Origin of the sequence: Pseudomonas gingeri, from assembly GCF_013386115.1 — a bacterium.
Taxonomy (GTDB): Bacteria; Pseudomonadota; Gammaproteobacteria; order Pseudomonadales; family Pseudomonadaceae; genus Aquipseudomonas; species Aquipseudomonas gingeri.
Map to the genome: position 1 here is coordinate 477,271 of NZ_JACAOR010000014.1, position 20,083 is coordinate 497,353.

The 20,083-nt window shown below is 64.8% G+C and carries 13 protein-coding genes and 1 pseudogene; 11 read left to right on the forward strand and 3 right to left on the reverse strand.

Annotated elements, in window-relative coordinates:
* Positions 1-79 precede the first annotated feature (79 nt).
* The gene (locus tag HX881_RS28945; RefSeq protein ID WP_177088118.1) at positions 80-805 is read left to right on the forward strand and encodes a winged helix-turn-helix domain-containing protein; all 726 of its coding nucleotides are present in this window, start codon (positions 80-82) and stop codon (positions 803-805) included.
* Between the two features lie 29 nt (positions 806-834).
* Here the strand turns inward: HX881_RS28945 and HX881_RS28950 are convergent, their stop codons facing one another.
* A complete protein-coding gene (locus HX881_RS28950) occupies positions 835-6,453 on the reverse strand; it encodes a membrane-targeted effector domain-containing toxin (protein ID WP_177087953.1) in 5,619 nt (1,872 codons plus the stop codon).
* A 276-nt stretch (positions 6,454-6,729) separates the two neighbouring features.
* Here HX881_RS28950 and HX881_RS28955 point away from each other — a divergent pair, with 276 nt between their 5' ends.
* From HX881_RS28955 to HX881_RS28985, 7 genes are all read left to right on the forward strand, one after another.
* Complete coding sequence (locus tag HX881_RS28955) at positions 6,730-8,361, forward strand: 5-guanidino-2-oxopentanoate decarboxylase (RefSeq protein ID WP_177087955.1); 1,632 nt, start codon at positions 6,730-6,732, stop codon at positions 8,359-8,361.
* Between the two features lie 146 nt (positions 8,362-8,507).
* Positions 8,508-9,926, forward strand: coding sequence for an aldehyde dehydrogenase family protein (locus HX881_RS28960; protein WP_177087957.1), 1,419 nt, complete (start codon positions 8,508-8,510; stop codon positions 9,924-9,926).
* A gap of 157 nt (positions 9,927-10,083) precedes the next feature.
* Positions 10,084-12,087 carry an aminotransferase class I/II-fold pyridoxal phosphate-dependent enzyme gene (locus HX881_RS33025; protein ID WP_177087959.1) on the forward strand — a complete coding sequence of 668 codons (2,004 nt, stop codon included), beginning with the start codon at positions 10,084-10,086 and terminating at the stop codon, positions 12,085-12,087.
* Positions 12,088-12,114: 27 nt separating this feature from the next.
* Positions 12,115-12,897: a transporter substrate-binding domain-containing protein gene (locus HX881_RS28970; protein WP_042935008.1), complete on the forward strand. Its 783-nt coding sequence runs from the start codon at positions 12,115-12,117 to the stop codon at positions 12,895-12,897.
* A gap of 263 nt (positions 12,898-13,160) precedes the next feature.
* Positions 13,161-13,865: an ABC transporter permease gene (locus HX881_RS28975; protein WP_177087961.1), complete on the forward strand. Its 705-nt coding sequence runs from the start codon at positions 13,161-13,163 to the stop codon at positions 13,863-13,865.
* Positions 13,866-13,870: 5 nt separating this feature from the next.
* Positions 13,871-14,569 carry an ABC transporter permease gene (locus HX881_RS28980; RefSeq protein ID WP_177087963.1) on the forward strand — a complete coding sequence of 233 codons (699 nt, stop codon included), beginning with the start codon at positions 13,871-13,873 and terminating at the stop codon, positions 14,567-14,569.
* A gap of 1 nt (position 14,570) precedes the next feature.
* On the forward strand, positions 14,571-15,575 hold the full coding sequence (locus HX881_RS28985) for a DMT family transporter (RefSeq protein ID WP_042935010.1): 1,005 nt from the start codon (positions 14,571-14,573) through the stop codon (positions 15,573-15,575).
* Here the strand turns inward: HX881_RS28985 and HX881_RS32910 are convergent.
* Positions 15,531-16,280, reverse strand: a pseudogene (locus HX881_RS32910) (TetR/AcrR family transcriptional regulator); the annotation flags it as partial. The gene HX881_RS28985 and the pseudogene HX881_RS32910 overlap by 45 nt on opposite strands.
* A 17-nt stretch (positions 16,281-16,297) precedes the next feature.
* On the opposite strand from HX881_RS32910, the gene HX881_RS28990 reads away from it, so the two are divergent.
* Positions 16,298-17,314, forward strand: a complete 1,017-nt coding sequence (locus HX881_RS28990; RefSeq protein WP_177087965.1) for a M14 family metallopeptidase — start codon at positions 16,298-16,300, stop codon at positions 17,312-17,314.
* A 10-nt stretch (positions 17,315-17,324) separates the two neighbouring features.
* Here HX881_RS28990 and HX881_RS28995 read toward each other — a convergent pair whose 3' ends face one another.
* Positions 17,325-18,461, reverse strand: coding sequence for an aKG-HExxH-type peptide beta-hydroxylase (locus tag HX881_RS28995; RefSeq protein ID WP_177087967.1), 1,137 nt, complete (start codon positions 18,459-18,461; stop codon positions 17,325-17,327).
* 382 nt (positions 18,462-18,843) lie between these two features.
* Here HX881_RS28995 and lexA point away from each other — a divergent pair, with 382 nt between their 5' ends.
* On the forward strand, positions 18,844-19,464 hold the full coding sequence (lexA, locus tag HX881_RS29000; protein WP_177087969.1) for a transcriptional repressor LexA: 621 nt from the start codon (positions 18,844-18,846) through the stop codon (positions 19,462-19,464).
* The gene (gene imuA / locus HX881_RS29005) at positions 19,464-20,081 is read left to right on the forward strand and encodes a translesion DNA synthesis-associated protein ImuA (RefSeq protein WP_177087970.1); all 618 of its coding nucleotides are present in this window, start codon (positions 19,464-19,466) and stop codon (positions 20,079-20,081) included. The genes lexA and imuA overlap by 1 nt, the downstream gene beginning before the upstream one ends.
* The last annotated feature ends 2 nt before the right edge of the window (positions 20,082-20,083 follow it).

A 20,083-nucleotide genomic window follows, 5' to 3' on the forward strand; every position in this document is an offset into this window, starting at 1 on the left:
GTACTTCGAAAATTCCTACCGCTTCGCATAATTCCAAGAATCGGCCGTTCGCGGCACGAAAAGGAGCCAGGTAATGAAGGTGATGCCGTGCGTGCTGATCGTCGAGGATGATCGGCTGGTTCGTGAGCAGTGGCAGGCGTGCCTGAGCCGGGACGGCTATGAGGTTCACTGTGTCGACGGCGTCGAGCAGGCCGAGGCCTGCCTGAGTCGCTTGCCGGTGGCGCTGGTGCTGCTCGACAGGCAATTGCCCGGGGTCGACAGCCTGGCCCTGACCCGCCAATGGCGGCAGCGTTCGGAGGTCGGCATCCTCCTGGTCGGCGAGCACAACGACGAGGCCGAGCGGATCGCCGGCCTGGAATGTGGCGCCGACGATTGCCTGATCAAGCCCCTCAATCCCCGCGAGCTGGTGTCCCGTGCGCGCAACCTGACGCGCCGGGTGTGTCGCCTGCAATCCGACCCGCCGGCAACGGCGCCGGCCAATGAGCACCTCAAGCATTTCGCCGACTGGACCCTGGACACCGACCGTCGCCGCCTGAAGGCCTGCGACGGCAGTGAAACCCTGCTCAGCCATGGTGAGTTCCAGTTGCTCAACGTGTTTATCCGCAACGGCGGCCACACCCTGAGCCGCGACCAGTTGATGGAGCAACTGCGCAACCGCGAATGGCTGCCCAGCGACCGCTCCATCGATGTCCTGGTCGGGCGTCTGCGGCGCAAGCTGCATGACAGCCCGGCCGCTCCGGAACTGATCATCACCGTCCATGGCGCGGGTTATCTGTTCACCGCCCGCACCTCCAGGGCGGCGTGAGTCGGGCGTTGTGAATCGGGCGTTGTGAATCAGAGATCGGTGGATTCCACCACGCGCGTCAGCCCCACCTCTCTGACCAACTCCTGGGACAGTTCGTCGATACTGTTGAACTGTTGCGCCTCGCTGAATCCCCAGCGCTTATGTTCGATATAGAACTTGCCCGTGCCCTTGTCGGTATGGATGATCGTCGTTGCCAGGGATCGATCCTTGGAGCGATTGACCAGCACCAGCCCATTCGGGGACTTCTCGACAGTGAACATGCCCGCGTGGCTGAGTTGTGGATGGGTGTCGAGCCTGGGCTGGCGCAGGTAGGTGACATTGTTGAGCTCGACCACTTGCCTCATGTTGCCCTGCTTGAGCCCCCATATCAGGTCGTCGATGCTTTTGTATTGGATCCCGCGGATATTGAGGTTCAGCGGGGCGTCGAGATGAAATACATAGGATGAACTGTCGGGAAGTTGGGTCCGTACCACCGGCTGCTCCATCGTCACCACCAGACGGGCACTCAGGGGATCGACCGGCCGGTAGACGACCGTGTACTGATCGCCGTCTTGTTCGAGCAGGAAATCCCCTGGTCGGGTCAGCAGTCTCCTGTGGGGCTGGCGTACCTGTATCAGCGCTCGGGGCGACACGTTCACTTCCAGCTTGGCATCGGCCTGTACCAGCTGAATATCCTGTTCATATTTGCCCAGCGTGAACTCTCCCGGATCACGCAGTATGCGTAGCGGCAGGGGTTGTCCGCCGACATCGACGGCCCGCAGGTTGACCGCCCCCAACAGGTCGGCCAGGCCCGCCTCGCCGTGCACGCCGCTGGCATGTGAATCCTGGCTCAGGGCAATCCAGCGATGCGGGCCTTGCTGTAGCTGGTCCGTAATGATGACTTGGCGGGCATAGTATTTCAGGGTCCTGGCCCGATCCGGATGGTAGCTGCGCAGGCCCTGGCGGTAGCTTGCGGCGCAGTCGATCGCCTGGACGCGAATGCCATTGGCCCGGGCGCTGTCAAGCACCTCATGCAAGGCGTAGGGGCCGCTCGGGTCGATGCTGTGTTCGAGATCTTGCAGTCTCAGTGTCTCCCTCAGGCGTGGGGACATGACGTCGCTGCGATGGAAGTTGTTGATGTGAACCTGATCGAAGTCCGTCAGGAGGTTTTCCAGGTACAGGGTCTTGACCTGGTGCTCCGTGGCGAGCGAGCGCATGTTGTCGATCAGGAACTTGCGGCCGGCCCTGGCCGAGTAGGGGGCACCGAGGACGATGCCGTTGCCGGTCTGATAGGCACGTTCGAGCAGGTGTGTCGCCAGCCCGGCTTCCAGCAGGTCGGTCGCCAGGGTCTTGGCCACGGGGGCCGGTTTTTCAGCGAAGAAACTTTGGGCGTCTTCAAGCAACCGTCTTGAGGCGAAGTGCACCTTCGGGGCGGCCTGGCGCTCCAGCGCGGAAGCCGTCGGAACGAACCAGCCGGGATCAAGCGTTCTGTTATAGGTGCGAATCAGCCCTTCGAGGGTGTTCCGGTAGGTGGCCGGGATTTCATAACGTGCGGCGCCGACCGCCTCGGGGGCGCCGCCCAACAGGCGAGTCCTGGGCAAGGGTTGCCAATGACTGCCCTCGCGCACGAGTTCGATATCTTCCGTCCAGGTGCGTTCCTTGAGCAGGTAGCGCTTGCCGCCACGGGAACCGGTGCGGTACCACTTGCCCTCCAGCTTCACGTACTGGTCCATGCGTGCCGTGCGGTCGACGAAGAGTCCGTCGCGGTAGTAGTTCAGTTCCGGCACGCTGCTGAGTTCGTAGTCCCGGAGTTCCGAGGCCAGGGACCTGAGCGATGTCGCCGAGGAAGATTCGGCGCTCAGCAGCGGTTGCCGGGAGCCGTCCAGGCCGCCCCGGCGGGTCTTGACCAGGCGGGAAACCCTGGCGAGGGGCCACGTCCGCGCCTTGAGCAACAGGGGTCTCATCGCTTGCAGCGGGAAGGGCGCCGCGGCGTCAAGAAGGGCCTGGACCAGGGCGTCCGTGGCTTCCTGGTGGTGCCCCAGGGCCAGGGCCTGGCCGACATTGGCGATGCCGTACAGGCCACGCAGCGCATAGATCCACAGGCTGAGCTGCAAGGGCGAGGCGCCGAGGATGACCTCGATCGCGAAGCGCCAGCTCACATTGATCCAGTACCAGAGCGTTTCATGGTCCACCCGTTGGTTGCTGGCCCCGAGGTATTCGACGCTGCTGATCAGGTGCCGGGCCCTGGCCTCGTACAGTGTGCTGAACAGGTCGCCTTCGATGGGGAAGTAGCGGACCAGCGGAAACTGGCGCGTGAACAGCCGGGCCGGATCCCACTGTTCGTTCCGGGCGGCCCGTGCGATGCAATAGGATTTCCACTCCGGCTGCTTGAGCAGCGCTTCGATCGCCGACAGGCCTGCCAGCTCGCGCCAGGCCTTGCCGTCGGGAGATTGCGGTGTGTAGAACAGCAGGCGACCGGCGGGATCGTCGCTGCTGATCACCAGCACCTCGTCGATACTCATGCCGTTGCGAGCCCCGTCCGTGCCGCCGAGCATCAGGTAGTTGGCCTGGACCTTGTAGCCGTCCAGCAGCGGGCGGCGCTGGGCCGACGGATGCTTGAGCAGGTGTTCGATGCGCCGGTAGCCACGTTCCAGGGCACTGCCCCTGGCGTCGAGAAAGTCCCCGCTCAGGCGTGCGACATAGGCCTGCAGTTTCATCCGCGCGCGTTGCCCTTCGATCCAGGCGGTGCGCACCGACGCCTGGTCCCGGCCGAGCAGTTTCTGTTCGAGCAGCGTCTTGTAGCTACCGGGGGCATCCACGGCCCGGACGATAGCCCGGACCTGGCTGTCCGTCAGGCTCGACGGGGTGCCGTTCGGATTGATGAGGATCGCCTTGAAACTGACCGTTTCGCCCAGGCGCGTGCCCTTGATGTTCTCTAGTGCCAGGGCCGTCAGCGACAGGCTGCGCGGGTGCATCCGGGTGACCGGTGGCTGGCTTTGCCAGGCCGGACTCAGGTGGTGGGTGGTATGGGAGACATGCACCACGATGTCGTCGGGGGCGGCCTGGATCTGCGGATAGTGCTGTTGCAGATGGCTCTTGAGCAGGCCCGCCGCATGGGCTTTCAGGGCCGGCAGGTCGCTGAGCGAAGAGGGCGCCGGGTTGGGTTCCAGGGTGGGGCGCCACAAGGTCGCGAGCCGGGTCTGTTCGTCCTGGCTGATGCTGTTGATCCGCTGCAGCAGGTCGCTGAACATCAGGTCGCGATTGCGCCGCCTGAGGACGGGGGCGATGTCCAGTGGACCGGCCAGGCTGACGGCACTGTCCAGCTGCCGGGCGAACTCGACGACATCGTTGTGCAGGCCCGGCGCGCCTCTGACAAAGCGCCAGGTGTCGCTGAAATCCTCTTTCTGCCTGGCGAGCAATCCGTCCACCAGGAGCTGGAAGGGATCACCCTGTTCGACCCGGTAGCTGAACGGCGCGCTGCCGTCGGCAGTGCTCGGCGGGCGCCAGGTTCGCTGTCGCTGCGGCAGCAGTTCGAGCAGCGATTCGCGTTCGACCTTGTCATCGAGGCGCCGGACCAGGTTCTTTTTCAGGGCCTGCAACGACGCGAACGGCTCCAGGCCACGGCCGATCTGATAGAACAGAGCCGGCAGCTTGTGGGTGTCCCCGACGGGGCTGCGGGTGATGACCAGGCAGCCTTGCAGAATCAGGTCGGCCGGTCGCAGGGCAATCCGATAGACGTGGATCGGTCCCTGCGCGGGGAATTTTTTCAGGCGTTGCTCATGGGTAGGCTGCTCCAGAACCCGCTCCAGGTCCTCGCGATGGCCTTTGTCCAGGCTCAGGTCCAGTTCGCGCAACTGCGCTTCCAGGCGCATCTGGGTCCGCAGGTTTTCCCGCAGCAGCGACGCGACGCTGGCCCAGAAGCTGTCCAGGGCTTCGGTGAAACGCGCGTCGAAACCCAGACCCGCGTCATCCAGGGTTTTGCCCAGGCGCCCGAGGTCCAGGCCGGTCAGTTGCTGTTCGTCGTAGACGCCGGTCGCACTGGCGTAGAGGCCGCTGGTGGCCGGGTCGAATGTTTGCGGGTTGCCGGCCAGATGCTCGACAAACACTTGCGTCAGCGTCTGCGACTGCCTGACACCGCGATAGCGCACTTGCTCGCCGCGCTCACCGCTGTCCGACAGGGGCCAGTAGAGACTTTCCTCATAGGTGTTGAGGAAGATCGCATCGGGATCCTTCGAGGCGGCCTGGGGGAAATCACGTGCCAGTTGCCGGCTCAGCAGCAGCCCGGCGAACCAGTGGAAATTGGGTTGCTGGCGCGCCAGCATCAGGGTGCGGTCATTGGTGGCGGCCAGGGCATCGAAGGTTTCCCGCTGGCGCTGGGCGAGCAGATCGGGGCCGGCGAAGGCGCCGGGCGCGTCCTGCTGGTAGCCGTTGCCATCGGAAAGGCGGTGTGAGGGTTCCAAGGGGGAAAGTTCCAGCAAGGCGCGCAGATCGGCGCGTGAAAGAGGAGGGTGCTGGCGCAGCAGGCGCTGGATGGCTGGCCGGTCGGTCAGGCCGAGGGGCTGGCGCAGGGTGTCCGGCAGGGTTGCCAGGACCGCGGGCAGGTCAGGCTGCGCTGCCTGCTCCGGGCCTTCGGCGGCATGCAGGCTGAAACGGCCATCACGGCGCAGGATGATGTGGGTCTGTTCTGCCTGTGGCTCGCCGATGCCGGCCAGCAACGGGCCGTCCGGCGCCTGCTCGCGCAGTTCCAGGCGCACGCCGCTCGCTGGCCAGTCCGGCAAGGTGGCGAGGCTGTGCAGCAGCAACCTCTGGGTATCGTCGTTGTGTTGTCGGCTTTCCAGGAACAGGCCTTCATAAGCCTGGTTCAGACGTTCCTCCTGCAGATACCAGTGGGCATCCCGTGCCTGGTCCTCGCTCAGTTCGCCCTCGGACAAGGCCAGCGAATGAAGGTCGTGCCCGCTCGAGTTGGCGAGCAGTTCGTGGGCTGCCGCCCGGGACAGCCAGGGGACCTGGTCGCGCAGCAGGTTTTCCAGCGGATCGTGGGATTGCTGACGGAAGGCGTGGAGGTTGTCGAACAGCGCCTCGCGGCGAGAGGACAATTGTGCGGCGGCCTGGCGCCTGAGTGCCGACAACTGGCTGTCGAGGGTGGTGTACTGCCCGCCCAGCAATGACGCCCGCTGTTCCGCGCTTAGTTGTGGCAGGACGTGGCTCCACAGGTTGCCATCGAGCACCTGCGCCCGGCTGACCCGTATCCTCGGCAGGTCGGGCGAACGGTCGGGGCCGTATTCGGCCGCCATCGTCTCTGCGGGCGGGTCGTACACCTGCAGCACGCTCGTCGCCGGCCAGAGCAGTTCCAGGCCGAGCAGTTGCAACTGCCAGGTCAGGCTTGTCGGCCGGGACACGGCGGGCGAGTCCTGGCTCAGCGCGTCGATGAAGTCCTGTATCTCCTGGTCCAGCTCGAAGCGCTGGCGGGTGTCGAACAGCAGCGCCGGCACCTGGCGCGATTCGCTGTAGGCGGCGCGCAGGGCGGGACTGTCGATACCGCTGGCCAGGCGAATGCAGCGGGCGGTCTCGGCGGGCAGGTCGGCGAGAAAATGCGCGATGGCGTGTTCCAGTGACACCGATGCGGCGTCGCTTGCGGGCGAATCGCTCGAGGTGATCGGGGGGCTCATGCTGAAGGTCCTTGTCGTTGCGGAAGGACCGTCATTCAACGCGCAAGCCGCAGACCGGGGGCGGTAGTTAATGCTGTGGACGAGGATGTTCAAAGATGTAACAGGTCGGCGGACAGAGAAAACTGCGGTAGGATTATTGTTATAAAAAACAACAGGTTGTATCGGTTTGTCGGGTTTTGTCGAGGTGTCCGGGGAGGATTGTGTTGCGCTATTGAACGAGTGTTTAATAGTGCCGGCGATCTCCCATCACCCCACCCCAACAAGACGAGGGCTAGCATGAGTTCCCAATCGACCCTGCAGGCTTCTTCCACCACGCTCACCGGCGGCCAGGCCCTGGTGCGCCTGCTGGCCCATTACGGTGTCGACACGGTGTTCGGTATTCCCGGCGTGCACACCCTGGAGCTGTATCGCGGCCTGCCCGGCAGCGGCATCCGCCATGTGCTGGCCCGCCATGAGCAGGGTGCCGGTTTCATGGCCGACGGTTATGCCCGGGTCAGCGGCAAGCCCGGTGTCTGTTTCATCATCACCGGCCCCGGCGTGACCAACGCCGCCACCGCCATCGGCCAGGCCTACGCCGATTCGATTCCGCTGCTGGTGATTTCCAGCGTCAACCACACCGCCAGCCTGGGCAAGGGCTGGGGGTGCCTGCACGAGACCCAGGACCAGCGGGCGATCACCGCGCCGATCACCGCGTTTTCCGCGGTGGCCCTGAGCACCGACGACCTGCCGGAACTGGTCGCCCGCGCCTTTGCCGTGTTCGACAGCGAGCGGCCACGGCCGGTGCATATCTCGGTGCCGCTGGATGTGCTGGCCGGTGCCGTCAGCCGGGACTGGAGCGCTGAAGTGGTACGTCGCCCGGGGCGCGGGCTGCCGGGTCGCGAGGTCCTGGAAGAGGCCGCGTGGCGACTGCAACAGGCCCGGCGGCCGATGATCATTGCCGGCGGCGGTGCGCTGGCCGCCGCAGACGAGCTGCAGGCCTTGAGCGAACGCCTGGGCGCGCCCGTGTTCACCAGCGTCGCCGGTAAAGGCCTGCTGGCCCCGGACGCGCCGTTGAACGCCGGTTCCAGCCTGTGCGTCGAGCCCGGCTGGGAACTGATCGCCCAGGCCGATGTGGTCTTCGCGGTCGGCACCGAAATGGCCGATACCGATTATTGGCGGGAACGCCTGCCGCTGACCGGCGAGGTGATCCGGGTCGATATCGACTCACGCAAGTTCAACGACTTCTATCCCTGTGCCGTGGCCTTGCACGGCGATGCCCGGCAGACGCTGGCGGCCTTGTTGACGCAATTGCCGGCCCAGGTTCGCGATGCCCGGGAAGCGGTTCAGGCGGTGGCGAAGCTGAGGACGGCTGTACGCGCCGGCCATGGGACGTTGCAGGCGATCCACCAGCAGATCCTCGACCGCATCGCGGCGGCGATGCCGGCCGACACGTTTATCAGCAGCGACATGACCCAGCTGGCCTACACCGGCAACTACGCCTTTGCCAGCCGGGCACCGCGCAGCTGGCTGCATCCCACCGGCTACGGCACCCTCGGCTACGGCTTGCCGGCGGGGATCGGCGCCAAGTTCGGCGCGCCCCGGCGGCCAGGCCTGGTGCTGGTGGGCGATGGCGGTTTTCTCTACACGGTGCAGGAGCTGGCCACCGCCGTCGAAGAGCTGGACAGCCCGCTGGTGGTGCTGCTGTGGAACAACGATGCCCTCGGCCAGATCCGCGACGACATGCTCAGCCTGGATATCGAACCGTTGGGCGTGTTGCCGCGCAATCCGGATTTCGCCCTGCTGGCCCGGGCGTTCGGTTGCAGTGTCTGCGAGCCGCAGAGCCTGGACGAACTGGAGCGCGATCTGCGCACGGGCTTCGCCCATGCCGGCGTCACCCTGATCGAACTCAAGCATGCCTGTGCCCGCTGATGCCTTGATGATCGTTCCCACGCTCCGCGTGGGAATGCCTCGCTGGACGCTCCGCGTTCGCTCTTGTGACGCAGAGCGTCACGGGTTGCCTGCCCACGCAGGGCGTGGGAACGATCTGCGAATCCCGATGATGGAGAACAATAACAATGAATACCTACACCCATCTTTATATCAACGGCGACTGGGTCGTGCCCCATGGCAGCGGCGCCGCCGAAGTGATCAACCCGGCCACCGAAGCCGTGACCGGGCAAGTCCCGCTGGGCGATGAGCGCGATGTCGAGCGTGCCGTCACCGCCGCGCGCCGCGCCTTTGCCAGTTGGTCGCGTACCCCGGCCAGTGTTCGCGCCGGCTATATCCTGGCACTCGGCAGGCAGCTCAAGTCCCGCGCCGGGGAAATGGCCGCGCTGATCACTGCCGAGCTGGGCATGCCGGTGCAGTGGTGCCAGGCGGTCCAGGTCGACGGCCCGCTGGAGGGCCTGCTCAGCTATGCGCAAATCGCCACGCTGATGGAAGAGCAGCGCGAAGTCGGCAACTCCCTGGTGATCCGCGAGGCCGTGGGTGTCTGTGCCTTTATCAATCCGTGGAACTACCCGTTGCATCAACTGATCGGCAAGCTCGCGCCGGCCCTGGCGGCGGGTTGCACGGTGGTGGTCAAGCCCAGTCAGGAAACCCCGCTGCATGCCTTCCTGCTGGCCGAGATGATCGACGCCATCGGCTTGCCGCCCGGCGTCTTCAACCTGGTCAGCGGCCCCGGCGCCAAGGTCGGCGAAGCCCTGGCCCGGCATCCGGACGTGGACATGGTGTCGTTCACCGGTTCCACCGCCGCCGGCGTGCGGGTGTCGATGGCCGCCGCGCCGACGGTCAAGCGGGTGTGCCTGGAACTGGGTGGCAAGTCACCGTTCCTGATCACCGCCGATGCCGATCTCGCTGCCGCCGTGCGCCATGGCGTGCAGGACGTGATGATCAACTCCGGGCAGACCTGCACCGCCTTGACCCGCATGCTGATTCCCCGCAGTCGCTACGCCGAGGCCCTGGAGCTGGCGCGGGCCGAGAGCGAAAGCCTCAAGGTCGGCGACCCGCTGGACCCGCAGAGCTTTCTCGGCCCGATGTGCTCGGCGTCCCAGCGCCGTACCGTGCTCGACTACATCCGCGTCGGCCAGCAGGAGGGTGCCCGTTTGCTGAGCGGCGGCGCCGAAGTGCCGAAGGGACTGGAACGCGGTTTCTACGTGCGGCCGACGCTGTTCGCCGAGGTCGACAACGCCATGCGCATCGCCCAGGAAGAAATCTTCGGCCCGGTGCTGTGCCTGTTGCCCTACGACGACGAGGAACAGGCCCTGCGCCTGGCCAACGAGTCGCCCTTCGGCCTGTCCAGTGCGGTCTGGGCCGGCACCCCGGCGCGGGCGCTGGAACTGGCGCGCGGACTGCGTGCCGGACAGTGCTTCGTCAACGGTGCGGCCTTCAACTACCGGGCGCCGTTCGGTGGCTACAAGCAGTCCGGCAACGGCCGTGAATGGGGCGAGGAAGGGCTGGCGGAGTTCGTCGAAACCAAGGCGATCCAGTGCTGAAAACCGGCACGACTGTCGTGAAAACGACCTGTTTGCGCTGAACGCGAAGCTGGCGGATTTTTCCTGTTGAACGAGTGTTCAGCTTCGTCTATGTTGGCTCCACCACCCCCGGCTGGTTGCGGGCTTGCGTTTCTTCAAATTCGAACGAGGCACTGGCATGCGGTTTTCACCTTTTGTTGAGCGGATCTCTGGTGACGGTGTGGCCGCCTGGGACATTCATCACGCGGCGTTCGAAGCCCAGCGCCGCGGCGAGGATGTGATCATCCTCAGCGTCGGCGACCCGGATTTCCCCACCCCCGATTTCATTACCGAAGCGGCCATCGAGGCCCTGCGCGAAGGCGACACCCACTACACCGAGATCGCCGGGCGCCTGGCCTTGCGCGAAGCCATCGCCGCACGCTACAGCCCGTTGTTCGACCGTCAGTTGCAGGCGGCGAATGTCATCACCGTGGCCGGGGCGCAGAACGCGTTGTTCATCACCTCCCTGTGCCTGCTCAACGCCGGTGACGAAGTGATTGCCCTGGACCCTATGTACGTGACCTATGAGGCCACCCTCAAGGCCTCCGGCGCGACCCTGGTACGGGTGCCCTGCGCGGCGGACTCGGGATTCCGCCTCGATGCCGCCTTGCTGGCCAGGGCCATCACCCCGCGCACCCGGGCGATCTTCTTCTCCAACCCGAACAACCCCACCGGTGTCGTGCTCAGTCGTGAAGAACTGCAAGCCATCGCCGACCTGGCGATTGCCCACGATCTGTGGGTGGTGGTCGATGAGGTCTATGAAAGCCTGGCGTTCGAGCGTGAGCATGTCAGCCTGGCGGCGTTGCCGGGCATGGCCGAGCGCTGCGTGACCATCGGCAGCCTGTCGAAATCCCACGCCATGACCGGTTGGCGCATTGGCTGGATCGTGGCCAATGAAACCCTGGTGGCTCATGCCGAGACCCTGGTACTGAGCATGCTCTATGGCTTGCCCGGCTTTGTCATGGAGGCCGCGCTCAAGGCGGTCCAGGCCCATGACGAAGTGACCCGGGGCATGAGCGAGATCTATCGCCGGCGCCGCGACCTGGTGGTGCAGGGCCTGTCCGATTGTCCGGGCATCGCGGTGCTCAAGCCCGACGCCGGCATGTTCGTGCTGGTGGATGTACGCGAGACTGGCCTCACCTCCCTGGAGTTCGCCTGGCGGCTGTTCCGCGAGGCCGGCGTCTCGGTGCTCGATGCAGCGGCGTTCGGCGAGCCGGCGCAAGGTTTTGTGCGACTGTCCTTCACTCTTGGCGAGGAACGCCTGGAGCAGGCCTGCCAGCGGATCCGCGGGTTTGTCGGGGTCCTCAACGGCGAGCCGCCACGGCCGCTGATCAGTCGTGTGACGCCCCCTGGCGCGGCCGAACCTGCCGCTACCCGGACCATGATCGAGGTCGAGCGCCTGCACAAGCGCTTCGGCAATATCGAGGTGCTCAAGGGCGTGTCGCTGACCGCCCGCGAGGGCGAGGTGATCTCGCTGATCGGCGCCAGCGGTTCGGGCAAGAGCACCTTGCTGCGCTGCATCAACATGCTCGAAGTGCCGGACCAGGGCCGCATCCTGGTGGACGGCGAAAGCATTCACCTGAACTACGACCGCCCCGGCGCACCGTTGGTGGCCGATGCCAGGCAGTTGGTACGGATCCGTTCCAGCCTGGGCATGGTGTTCCAGAACTTCAATCTCTGGCCCCATCGCACGGTGCTGGAAAACCTGATCGAAGCGCCGACCCAGGTCCTGCGCGAGAGTCGTGCCGAAGCCATCGAACGGGCCGAAGCACTGCTTGAACGCGTGGGCCTCGCGGCCAAGCGCAACGAGTACCCGGCGTTTCTCTCCGGGGGACAGCAACAACGGGTAGCCATTGCCCGGGCCCTGGCCATGCGGCCCAAGGTCATGCTGTTCGATGAACCCACCTCGGCACTCGACCCGGAACTGGTCGGGGAAGTGCTGCGGGTGATCCGCTCCCTCGCCGAAGAAGGCCGGACCATGATCCTGGTGACCCACGAGATGGCCTTCGCACGCGATGTCTCTTCCAAGGTGGCCTTTCTGCATCAAGGGCTGATCGAGGAAACCGGTTCGCCGGATGAAGTGTTCGTACACCCACGCAGCGAACGTTGCCGACAATTCGTCAACGCTCATCAGACTCGCTAACGCATCATAAAAAGACGGGGCAACATCATGGGAAATCGACGTTTGGCAAACTGGTTGACGGGCGTGGCCTGTGTCCTGCTGGCCGGCATGGGCGCGGCACAGGCCGCACCCATCCGCTTCGCGGTCGCGGCCGAACCCTATCCGCCGTACACCGAGAAGCAGGCCAATGGTGAATGGAAGGGTTTCGAGGTCGACCTGATCCACAAGCTGTGCAGTGAAATGAAAGCCGAATGCGAGATCAAGGAAGTGGCCTGGGACGGAATCATCCCGTCGCTGCTGGCGAAGAAGATCGACGTGATCTTCTCCTCCATGTCGGTGACCGAGGAACGTGAGAAACAGATCGCTTTCAGCAAGGCCTATTACGATTCGGTGATCGCCATTGTCGGGCCCAAGGGCACCACGGTGAAGAAATACCCGGATGACCTCAAGGGCAAGATCATCGGCGTGCAGAACTCCACCGTGAGCGCCAGCTACCTGAAGGCCTATTACGAGAAGATCGCCGATGTGAAGTACTACGACACCCAGGACTCGGCCAACGCCGACCTGATTGCCGGGCGCATCGACCTGATGATGGCGGACGGCACGGCCATGACCGCGTTCGTCAAGACTCCGGATGCCAAGGACCTGGCCTATCTCGGCGCGGTGCCCTATGACCCGATCTTCGGTAAGGGCGTGGGTGCCGGCCTGCGCAAGGACGACACCGAGCTCAAGGCCCGCCTCGACAAGGCGATCCAGACCCTGCTGGCGAGCAAGGACTACGATGATCTCTCCCAGAGCTATTTCGGCACCAGTGTGAAACCGGCGTTCTAGCGTCCGATCGTTCCCACGTTCCAGCGTGGGAATGCCTCACAGGGCGCTCCGCGTCAGCTGTGTGACGCAGAGCGTCACGGGCTGCATGCCCACGCTGAGCGTGGGAACGATCAAACCGGCGTTCTAGCGTCCGATCGTTCCAACGCTCCAGCGTGGGAATGCCTCACAGGACGCTCCGCGTCCGCTGTGTGGCGCAGAGCATCACGGCTGCATGCCCACGCCGAGCGTGGGAACGATCAACCTGTAGGAGCTGGGAGCCAGCAATGTTCGAATTGATCAATTTCAGCGAACAGGGATGGGGCAGTGCGCTGTTGAAAGGGCTCTGGATGACCCTGCAGATTTCCGCCGGGGCCTTTGTGGTCGGGCTGTTCATCGGGCTGGTGGTGGCGTGCCTGAAGCTCGGCGCGCCCAAGCCGGTCGCGGCGCTGATGCGCGGCTACACCACGTTGTTCCGGGCGGTTCCGGAGTTGTTGCTGATCCTCCTGCTGTACTACGTCGGTTCCATGCTGCTCAACTCGCTGATGGCGCAGTTCGGCCAGGAGGCGGTGAATGTCAGCGGCCCGCTGGCGGCGATCCTGGTGCTGGGGCTGGTCCAGGGCGCCTATGCCTCGGAGATCTTCCGGGCAGCGATCCAGGCGATCCCCTACGGCCAGATCGAGGCGGCACGGGCATTCGGCCTGAGCGGTTTCGGCCTGTTCCGTCGGGTCACGCTGCCGATCATGGCGCCCTATGCCATGGCCGGGATGGCCAACCTGTGGATCAACCTGATCAAGGACAGTGCCCTGATCAGCGTGGTCGGGACCAACGAGTTGCTGTACACCGCCAAGCAGGGCGCGGGTTCGACGCGCCACTACCTGTTGTTCTACCTCACGGCTGCCGCGCTGTATTACGCGGTGACGCTGGTGTCCAACTACCTGTCGGGACGGCTTGAGCGACGCATCCGTCGCTGGATGCCTTTGGCTGAGTGAATGAAATGATTCCAGCGTGGATACTCGAATACGCGGCGTTGTTGGGCCGCGGATTGCAAACGACCATCAGCCTCCTGCTGATCTCCAGCGTGCTGGGGTTCGGGCTGGCGGTGCTGGTGGCCCTGGCCAGGTTGTCGAAAAACCGCCTGGTCGCCAAGGCCAGCCTGTTCTACACCAGCGTGCTGCGCGGGACGCCGCTGCTGATCCAGATCTACATCTTCTACTACGGGCTGGGCAGCCTGTTCGCCCAGTTCCCGTTGATTCGCGGCAGTTTCCTCTGGCCCTACCTGCGTGACGGCTACTGGTACATCGTCTTCGCCCTGGTGTTGTCGGTGGGCGCCTATGTCGGCGAGGTGATCCGCGGTGGCCTGCTGGCGGTGCCCAAGGGCGAGATGGAAGCGGCCTCGGCCTTCGGCATGACCCCGCGCCAGTCGCTGTTGCGGGTGCGCCTGCCACGGGCCATGCGCCTGCTCTTGCCAACCCTGGCCGGGGAGACGGTGATGCTGCTCAAGTCCACGGCGCTGGCCTCGACCATTGCCGTGATCGACCTGCTGGGCGCGGCCAACGTGGTGCGGGCGCAGACCCTGCAGGTGTACCAGCCGCTGCTGCTGGTGGCCGGGGTCTATGTCTGCCTGACTTTCCTGATCGAGGCACTGTTTGCCTTCGCCGAACGGCGCGGAACGCCGATGCGCAGGTCGGTGTGAGATGAGTACGCCTCGGGTTGACCGGTCGTTGCAGGGGATTGGCCTGTGCACCCTGGGCTATGCCTTCCTGGCTCTGCAGGACGCCGCGATCAAATGGCTGGTGGCCGATTATTCGGTGGTCACCATCCTGTTCTGGCGGGGTGTCGTGGTGGTGCTCGCCTGCCTGCTGGTGGGCCGCCTGCGCCTGGTCCGGCGGGCCTGGCGTTCGCCGAGCCGACGGCTGCTGGTGGTGCGTGGCCTGCTGTCGATCGTCGCCTGGCTGCTGTACTACACGGCGGCCCGCGATCTGACCCTGGCGGAAATGACCACCCTGTATTTCTCGGCGCCGATCATGGTCACGGTGCTGGCGGCGGTCATCCTCAAGGAGCATGCCAGCGGCTGGCAATGGTTCACCCTGATCGTCGGTTTTGTCGGGGTGGTGATCGCCTGTCGGCCCAGCCATATGGCCGACCCCTGGCCGATCGTACTGACCCTGCTGGCGGCCCTGTGCTGGGCCTTTACCTACATCCAGTTGCGCCAGGTGGACGAGCAGACCTCGGTGCTGGAGCAGATGCTGATCACCAACGTGGTGTTTGTCCTCTGCATGGCGCTGGCGCTGCCCTGGACCCATACCCCGGCGCCGACCCCGGCCTGGCTGGGCATGCTCGCGGCCGGGCTGGTGGGCGGGATCGGCCAGTTCCTGCTGTTCGCCAGTTTCCAGCGCGCCACGGCGACCCTGCTGGCGCCGTTCGAATACACCGGGCTGATCTGGGCGTTCCTGCTGTCGAACCTGATCTGGGGCACGCTGATGGATGTGTCGCTGATGATCGGTGCCGGGCTGATCGCGGTCAGCGGCACCCTGGCGATGATCTTCGGCCGTCACCCGTCACAGGACGTCGTCGGTGCCGAATGCTCCGTGTCGCAACCCCTTTATCCAGCAACGACAGATATGGAGGCCGTTGGCGGGGCTGAAGGTCTCGGGGTTCAGGCACCACTCGAGCCAGAGTCCGTCGAGCATCGCCGATAGGCCGATGGCGGCCAGGCGACTGTCGTGGATGGCGAAGCCCTCGGCGGCGGCCAGGTCGTCGAGTAGCTGACGGATCAGGTCGAGGTAGGCGCGATAGCTTTTTTCATGGGATTGGCTGACGTGTCCGGAGTGGCGGATCAGGCTCCAGAACACCACCCAGACCCCGAGCAACTGCGGGTCCATGATCCGTGGCGAGAAGGAACCGACCAGGAAGGCATCGAGCTTTTCCGCGGCGCTGCCGGCCTGCCGGACTTCTTCGAGCAGGGTGCTGGTCAGTTCGCTGGCGAGCTTGTGGTAGGTGTCGGCGATCAGCGCATCGATGGTGCCGAAGTGGTGGTTGAGCAGGCCGACGGAGACTCCGGCCTCGGTGGCGATGCGCCGCACGGAAATGCCGGCATGGCCGTCCCGGGCCAGGCAGCGCAGGGCGGCGGCGATCAGCAGGTCACGGCGCTCGTCGGGTTCGGCGCGGCGAAATTTGCGGGTGTCGGTGCTCACGGGAGTCCTTGTCTGGAGTGCTCTGAAATGCCATGGCGGTATCACCGGCGCCGTCGCGGGCAGGTTGCACACAAGATCCGCGCCTGGCTCTGACAGAGTGGGAGCGGGCTTGCCCGCGAAGAGGCCCGCAAGCACGACATGAAGTGGGTGGATATTAGTTGAACGTACGTTCAATTTCCATGGCTGGCAACAATGATTTTTAACGGTCACGACGGGAGGGCAAGGCTATGGCACGGGATATTTCGTTCAGTGTGCGCAACAACAATGGCGATGCGGTGCGGGTCGGGGCCTGGCGCTTCGAGGGCGATGGCAGCGGACCGAAGGTGCACCTGCAGGCCGGGGTCCATGCCGATGAAATCGCCGGGATGCTGGTGCTGCACCTGTTGATGCAACGGCTGGCCGTCGCCGAGGCCGCGGGCCGGCTCAAGGGCAGCGTGACCGTGGTGCCCCAGGCCAATCCCCTGGGAATCGGGCAATTTCGCCAGGGGCGGATCCTCGGACGTTTTCACGATGCCACCGGGCAGAACTTCAACCGCTCGTTCGATCAGTCGGCGGCGTTGGCCCGGCCTTCGACCAATGTCCAGGAATGGCAGCAGCAACTGGTACAGCTGGCGGCACCGGCGGATGTGATGCTCGACCTGCACACCGATGACGAAGCCCTGCCTTATCTCTACGTGCACCGCAGTTTCTGGCCCCGCGGCCGGGCGCTGGCGGCCGCGATGAAGATGGATGTGGCAATCATCTGGGACGAGGGCGGCGATGGCTCCTTCGAGGAAACCATCATTGCGCCCTGGCTGCGTGATGGCGACACGGCGCGGCACATGGCTGCGACCCTGGAGCTGCGCGGGCAGGGCGATGTCAGTGACCACTTCGCCCAACAGGACGCCGAGGGCCTGTACGCCTGGCTCTGCGGCCAGGGGGTGATCAGCGGGGAAGCGGCGGCGGACGACTGGCCGGTGGAGGCCATGGAGATGGGCCATATGGAAACCATCCTGGCCCCCCAGCCCGGTGTGCTGATCTTTGAAAAGGATCTGGGCGACCAGGTCGAGGAAGGCCAGCGTTTTGCACGGATCCTCGGGCGCCCGGGCGATCCGTCGTCGGAGGTGATCCTGTACGCGGAGCAGGCCGGGCGAATGGTGACGCGTTATCGCGATCGGCTGGTGTCCCAGGGCATGGTCGTGGCGAAGTTCACCGGTAGCCGCGTATCGCGCAACTGGAGCGGCGGCCTGCTCGATCCGAACTGAGACAACCGGCTCATCCCGCCAGGCTCATGTCGCGCGGCATGGCCGCACGCACCAGCAGGCTGGCGTGCTGCCGTTCCATCGCCCGCACGTCTTCGGCCAGGTTATCCAGCAGGGTCCGGCCGCGGGGCGTGAAGTCGCGACTGCCGGCCAGTTCCGGCAGGGCCCGGCCGAGGCCGCGCAGGCTGAACACCAGGTGTTCTTCGGCCCGTTGCATTTCACTGGCCGGGCGCTGGCGCACACGTTCCAGGTACTTGGCCCGCATCAGTTGGGCGAAGAACGCCTGGAAGTATTCGTCCAGGGCACAGGGTCGGTTTGACCAGGGCAGGAAATACAACCCCTGCGCTGCCACCTGCGGGTCGATCACCGGGCTGACTTCCTCGATGTAATACAGCAGTTGATGGGCGGTTTCGCGCACCAGCGACTCTTCGACATCGAGGAGCGAATGGTCCTTGGCCGACAGCAGGATCGTGCCGCTGTAGCGAGCGGCCGAGCCACTGCGGAAGGTGCCGTCCGGCAGGTAGCAGATCAGCTTGACCAGATGGCGGAACTGCTCGTGGCAGCCGGGCCAGGTCATGGCGATACGGGACAGGGCGACATTCACCACATCGCTGAAGAAATGGATGGAGTAACCGCAGTCTTCAAGGTGTTGGCGCGTGGCGGCGTCTTCGGGAAAGTCGTAGCAGGGCGCGAGCACCCCGGCGATCAGCGGGTCGATATCGAACCGCTGGATGGGCGGACGGTGGGTGTAGGCATGGTCGGTGGCGGCGCGGGCAATCCGTTGCAGGATATCCGGCAGTTCCTGGAGGCCGCTCTGCAGCGGCGCAAGATCATGGCGCGAGCCATCGAGCACTTCCCGGGTCATCTGGACGACGCGCCGGGCCCAGATCTGGAACACCGACTCATTGATGATTGTCCGCCGCTGGGCGACCGGCAGCAGGATCAGGTTCGCGGTACTGGCAAAGAACTCGTCGAGTTCGGTGGAACCGGGAAACAGTCGATAAGCCTCGGCATACAAAGCGGCGAGGGTGGTGTAGCGATCCTGGCTGATCTGGTCCAGCAGGCGATAGAAACGATCCGGTGTCGAGTCGGGCAGGAATGTATTGCGCTCGAACAGATCGTCAAGTTGGGCGTTCTGGGCTGGGTGCATGATACTTGACCTTCTTATACAAGTTTCCGTGCTGGGGGATAAAGTCCATTTACAGGTCTTTGTTCAGCGTTCAGGGTATCTCGTGGAGAATTTTTATTATTGATTGAAACGCTCACGCTATAACGACCGGGTTTTGTTTTTCAATATTCATGGTTGTTTTTATAACGTTGTTTTTTATTTTAAGGACTGGGAAGTTACTGGCATGTTTTAGTGTGCGGGATAGTTCTGTAGGTCAATTCCATTATTGTTGTTTGTATTTGTTCGGCGGCCTGAGCGGCGGGGGCTTTTCGCTTGGGACGCTGGGGCTCGGGAGGCCGGATTCGAGCCTCGCGACCGGTGACCGACTGGTGGTGCTTGTCAGGAAAATCCCACAAGAGTACAAATGTACTCCATGACGACTTTAAGCCCCCGCCGTTCCGCCATCCTGACCTTTATCCGCGACCGTATCGCGGAAAACGGCCAGCCCCCGAGCCTCGCCGAGATCGCCGAGGCCTTTGGTTTTGCCTCGCGCAGCGTGGCGCGCAAGCACGTGGTGGCGCTGACCGAAGCCGGTTTCATCGAGGTCAATGCCCATCAGGCACGGGGTATCCGCCTGCTGAATCAGCCCGCGCGTCCGACCCTGCTGGAAATCCCGTTGCTCGGAAGGGTGGCGGCCGGCGTGCCAATCGATGTCGATGCCGAGGTCCACAGCCGCCTGTGGCTCGATCCGGGGCTGTTTTCCCGGACCCCGGATTTCCTCCTGCGGGTACAGGGCGACTCGATGATCGGCGACGGCATCCTCGATGGCGACCTGGTGGCGGTGCGGCGCAATGTCGAAGTACGCAACGGCCAGATCGTCGTGGCCCGGCTCGACGGCGAGGTCACCATCAAGCGTTTCGAGCGCACGGCGAGCGGGGTCCGCCTGCTGGCCCGCAACCCGGCCTATGCCCCCATCGTTGTCGACCCGGAACACCAGGAACTGGCCATCGAAGGGGTGTTCTGCGGCCTGGTGAGGCAAGGTTGATGGGCGCCGTGGTTGCGCTGGACGCGCTGCTGGACGAGCGCCGGGTCTGGAAGGGCCGGCCGACGGTCCAGGCAGCGAGCCTGCACGCGACCGGGCATGCCGCGCTGGACGCGGTGCTGCCCGGCGGCGGTTGGCCGGAATCGGCGCTGACGGAAATCCTCATCACCGGTGAGGGCGTGGGCGAGTTGCAACTGGTCTGGCCGACCCTGGCGCGGCTGTCGGCGAAGGGCGAACGTATCGTCCTGGTGGCTCCGCCCCATGTGCCCTATCCCCAGGCGTGGTTGAGCGCGGGCGTGGACCTGCGACAGTTGTCGGTGATCCAGGCGGCACCTCGGGACGCCTTGTGGGCGGCGGAACAGTGCCTGCGCTCCGGTAGCTGCGGGGCGGTCCTGTGCTGGCCGCAAGAGGTCGATGACCGCGCCCTGCGCCGTTTGCAGGTGGCGGCGGAAACCGGCCAGACCCTGGCGTTTGCCTACCGCTCGCTGGAGGCGGCGCTCAACCCGTCGCCGGCGGCCCTGCGGCTGGCCGTCGATGGCCGCCCCGCGCAACTGCGGGTGCTCAAGTGCCGTGGCGGCCTGGCCCATGCGGCGCCGATCGCCTTCAGCGCAGGGCATTGAGG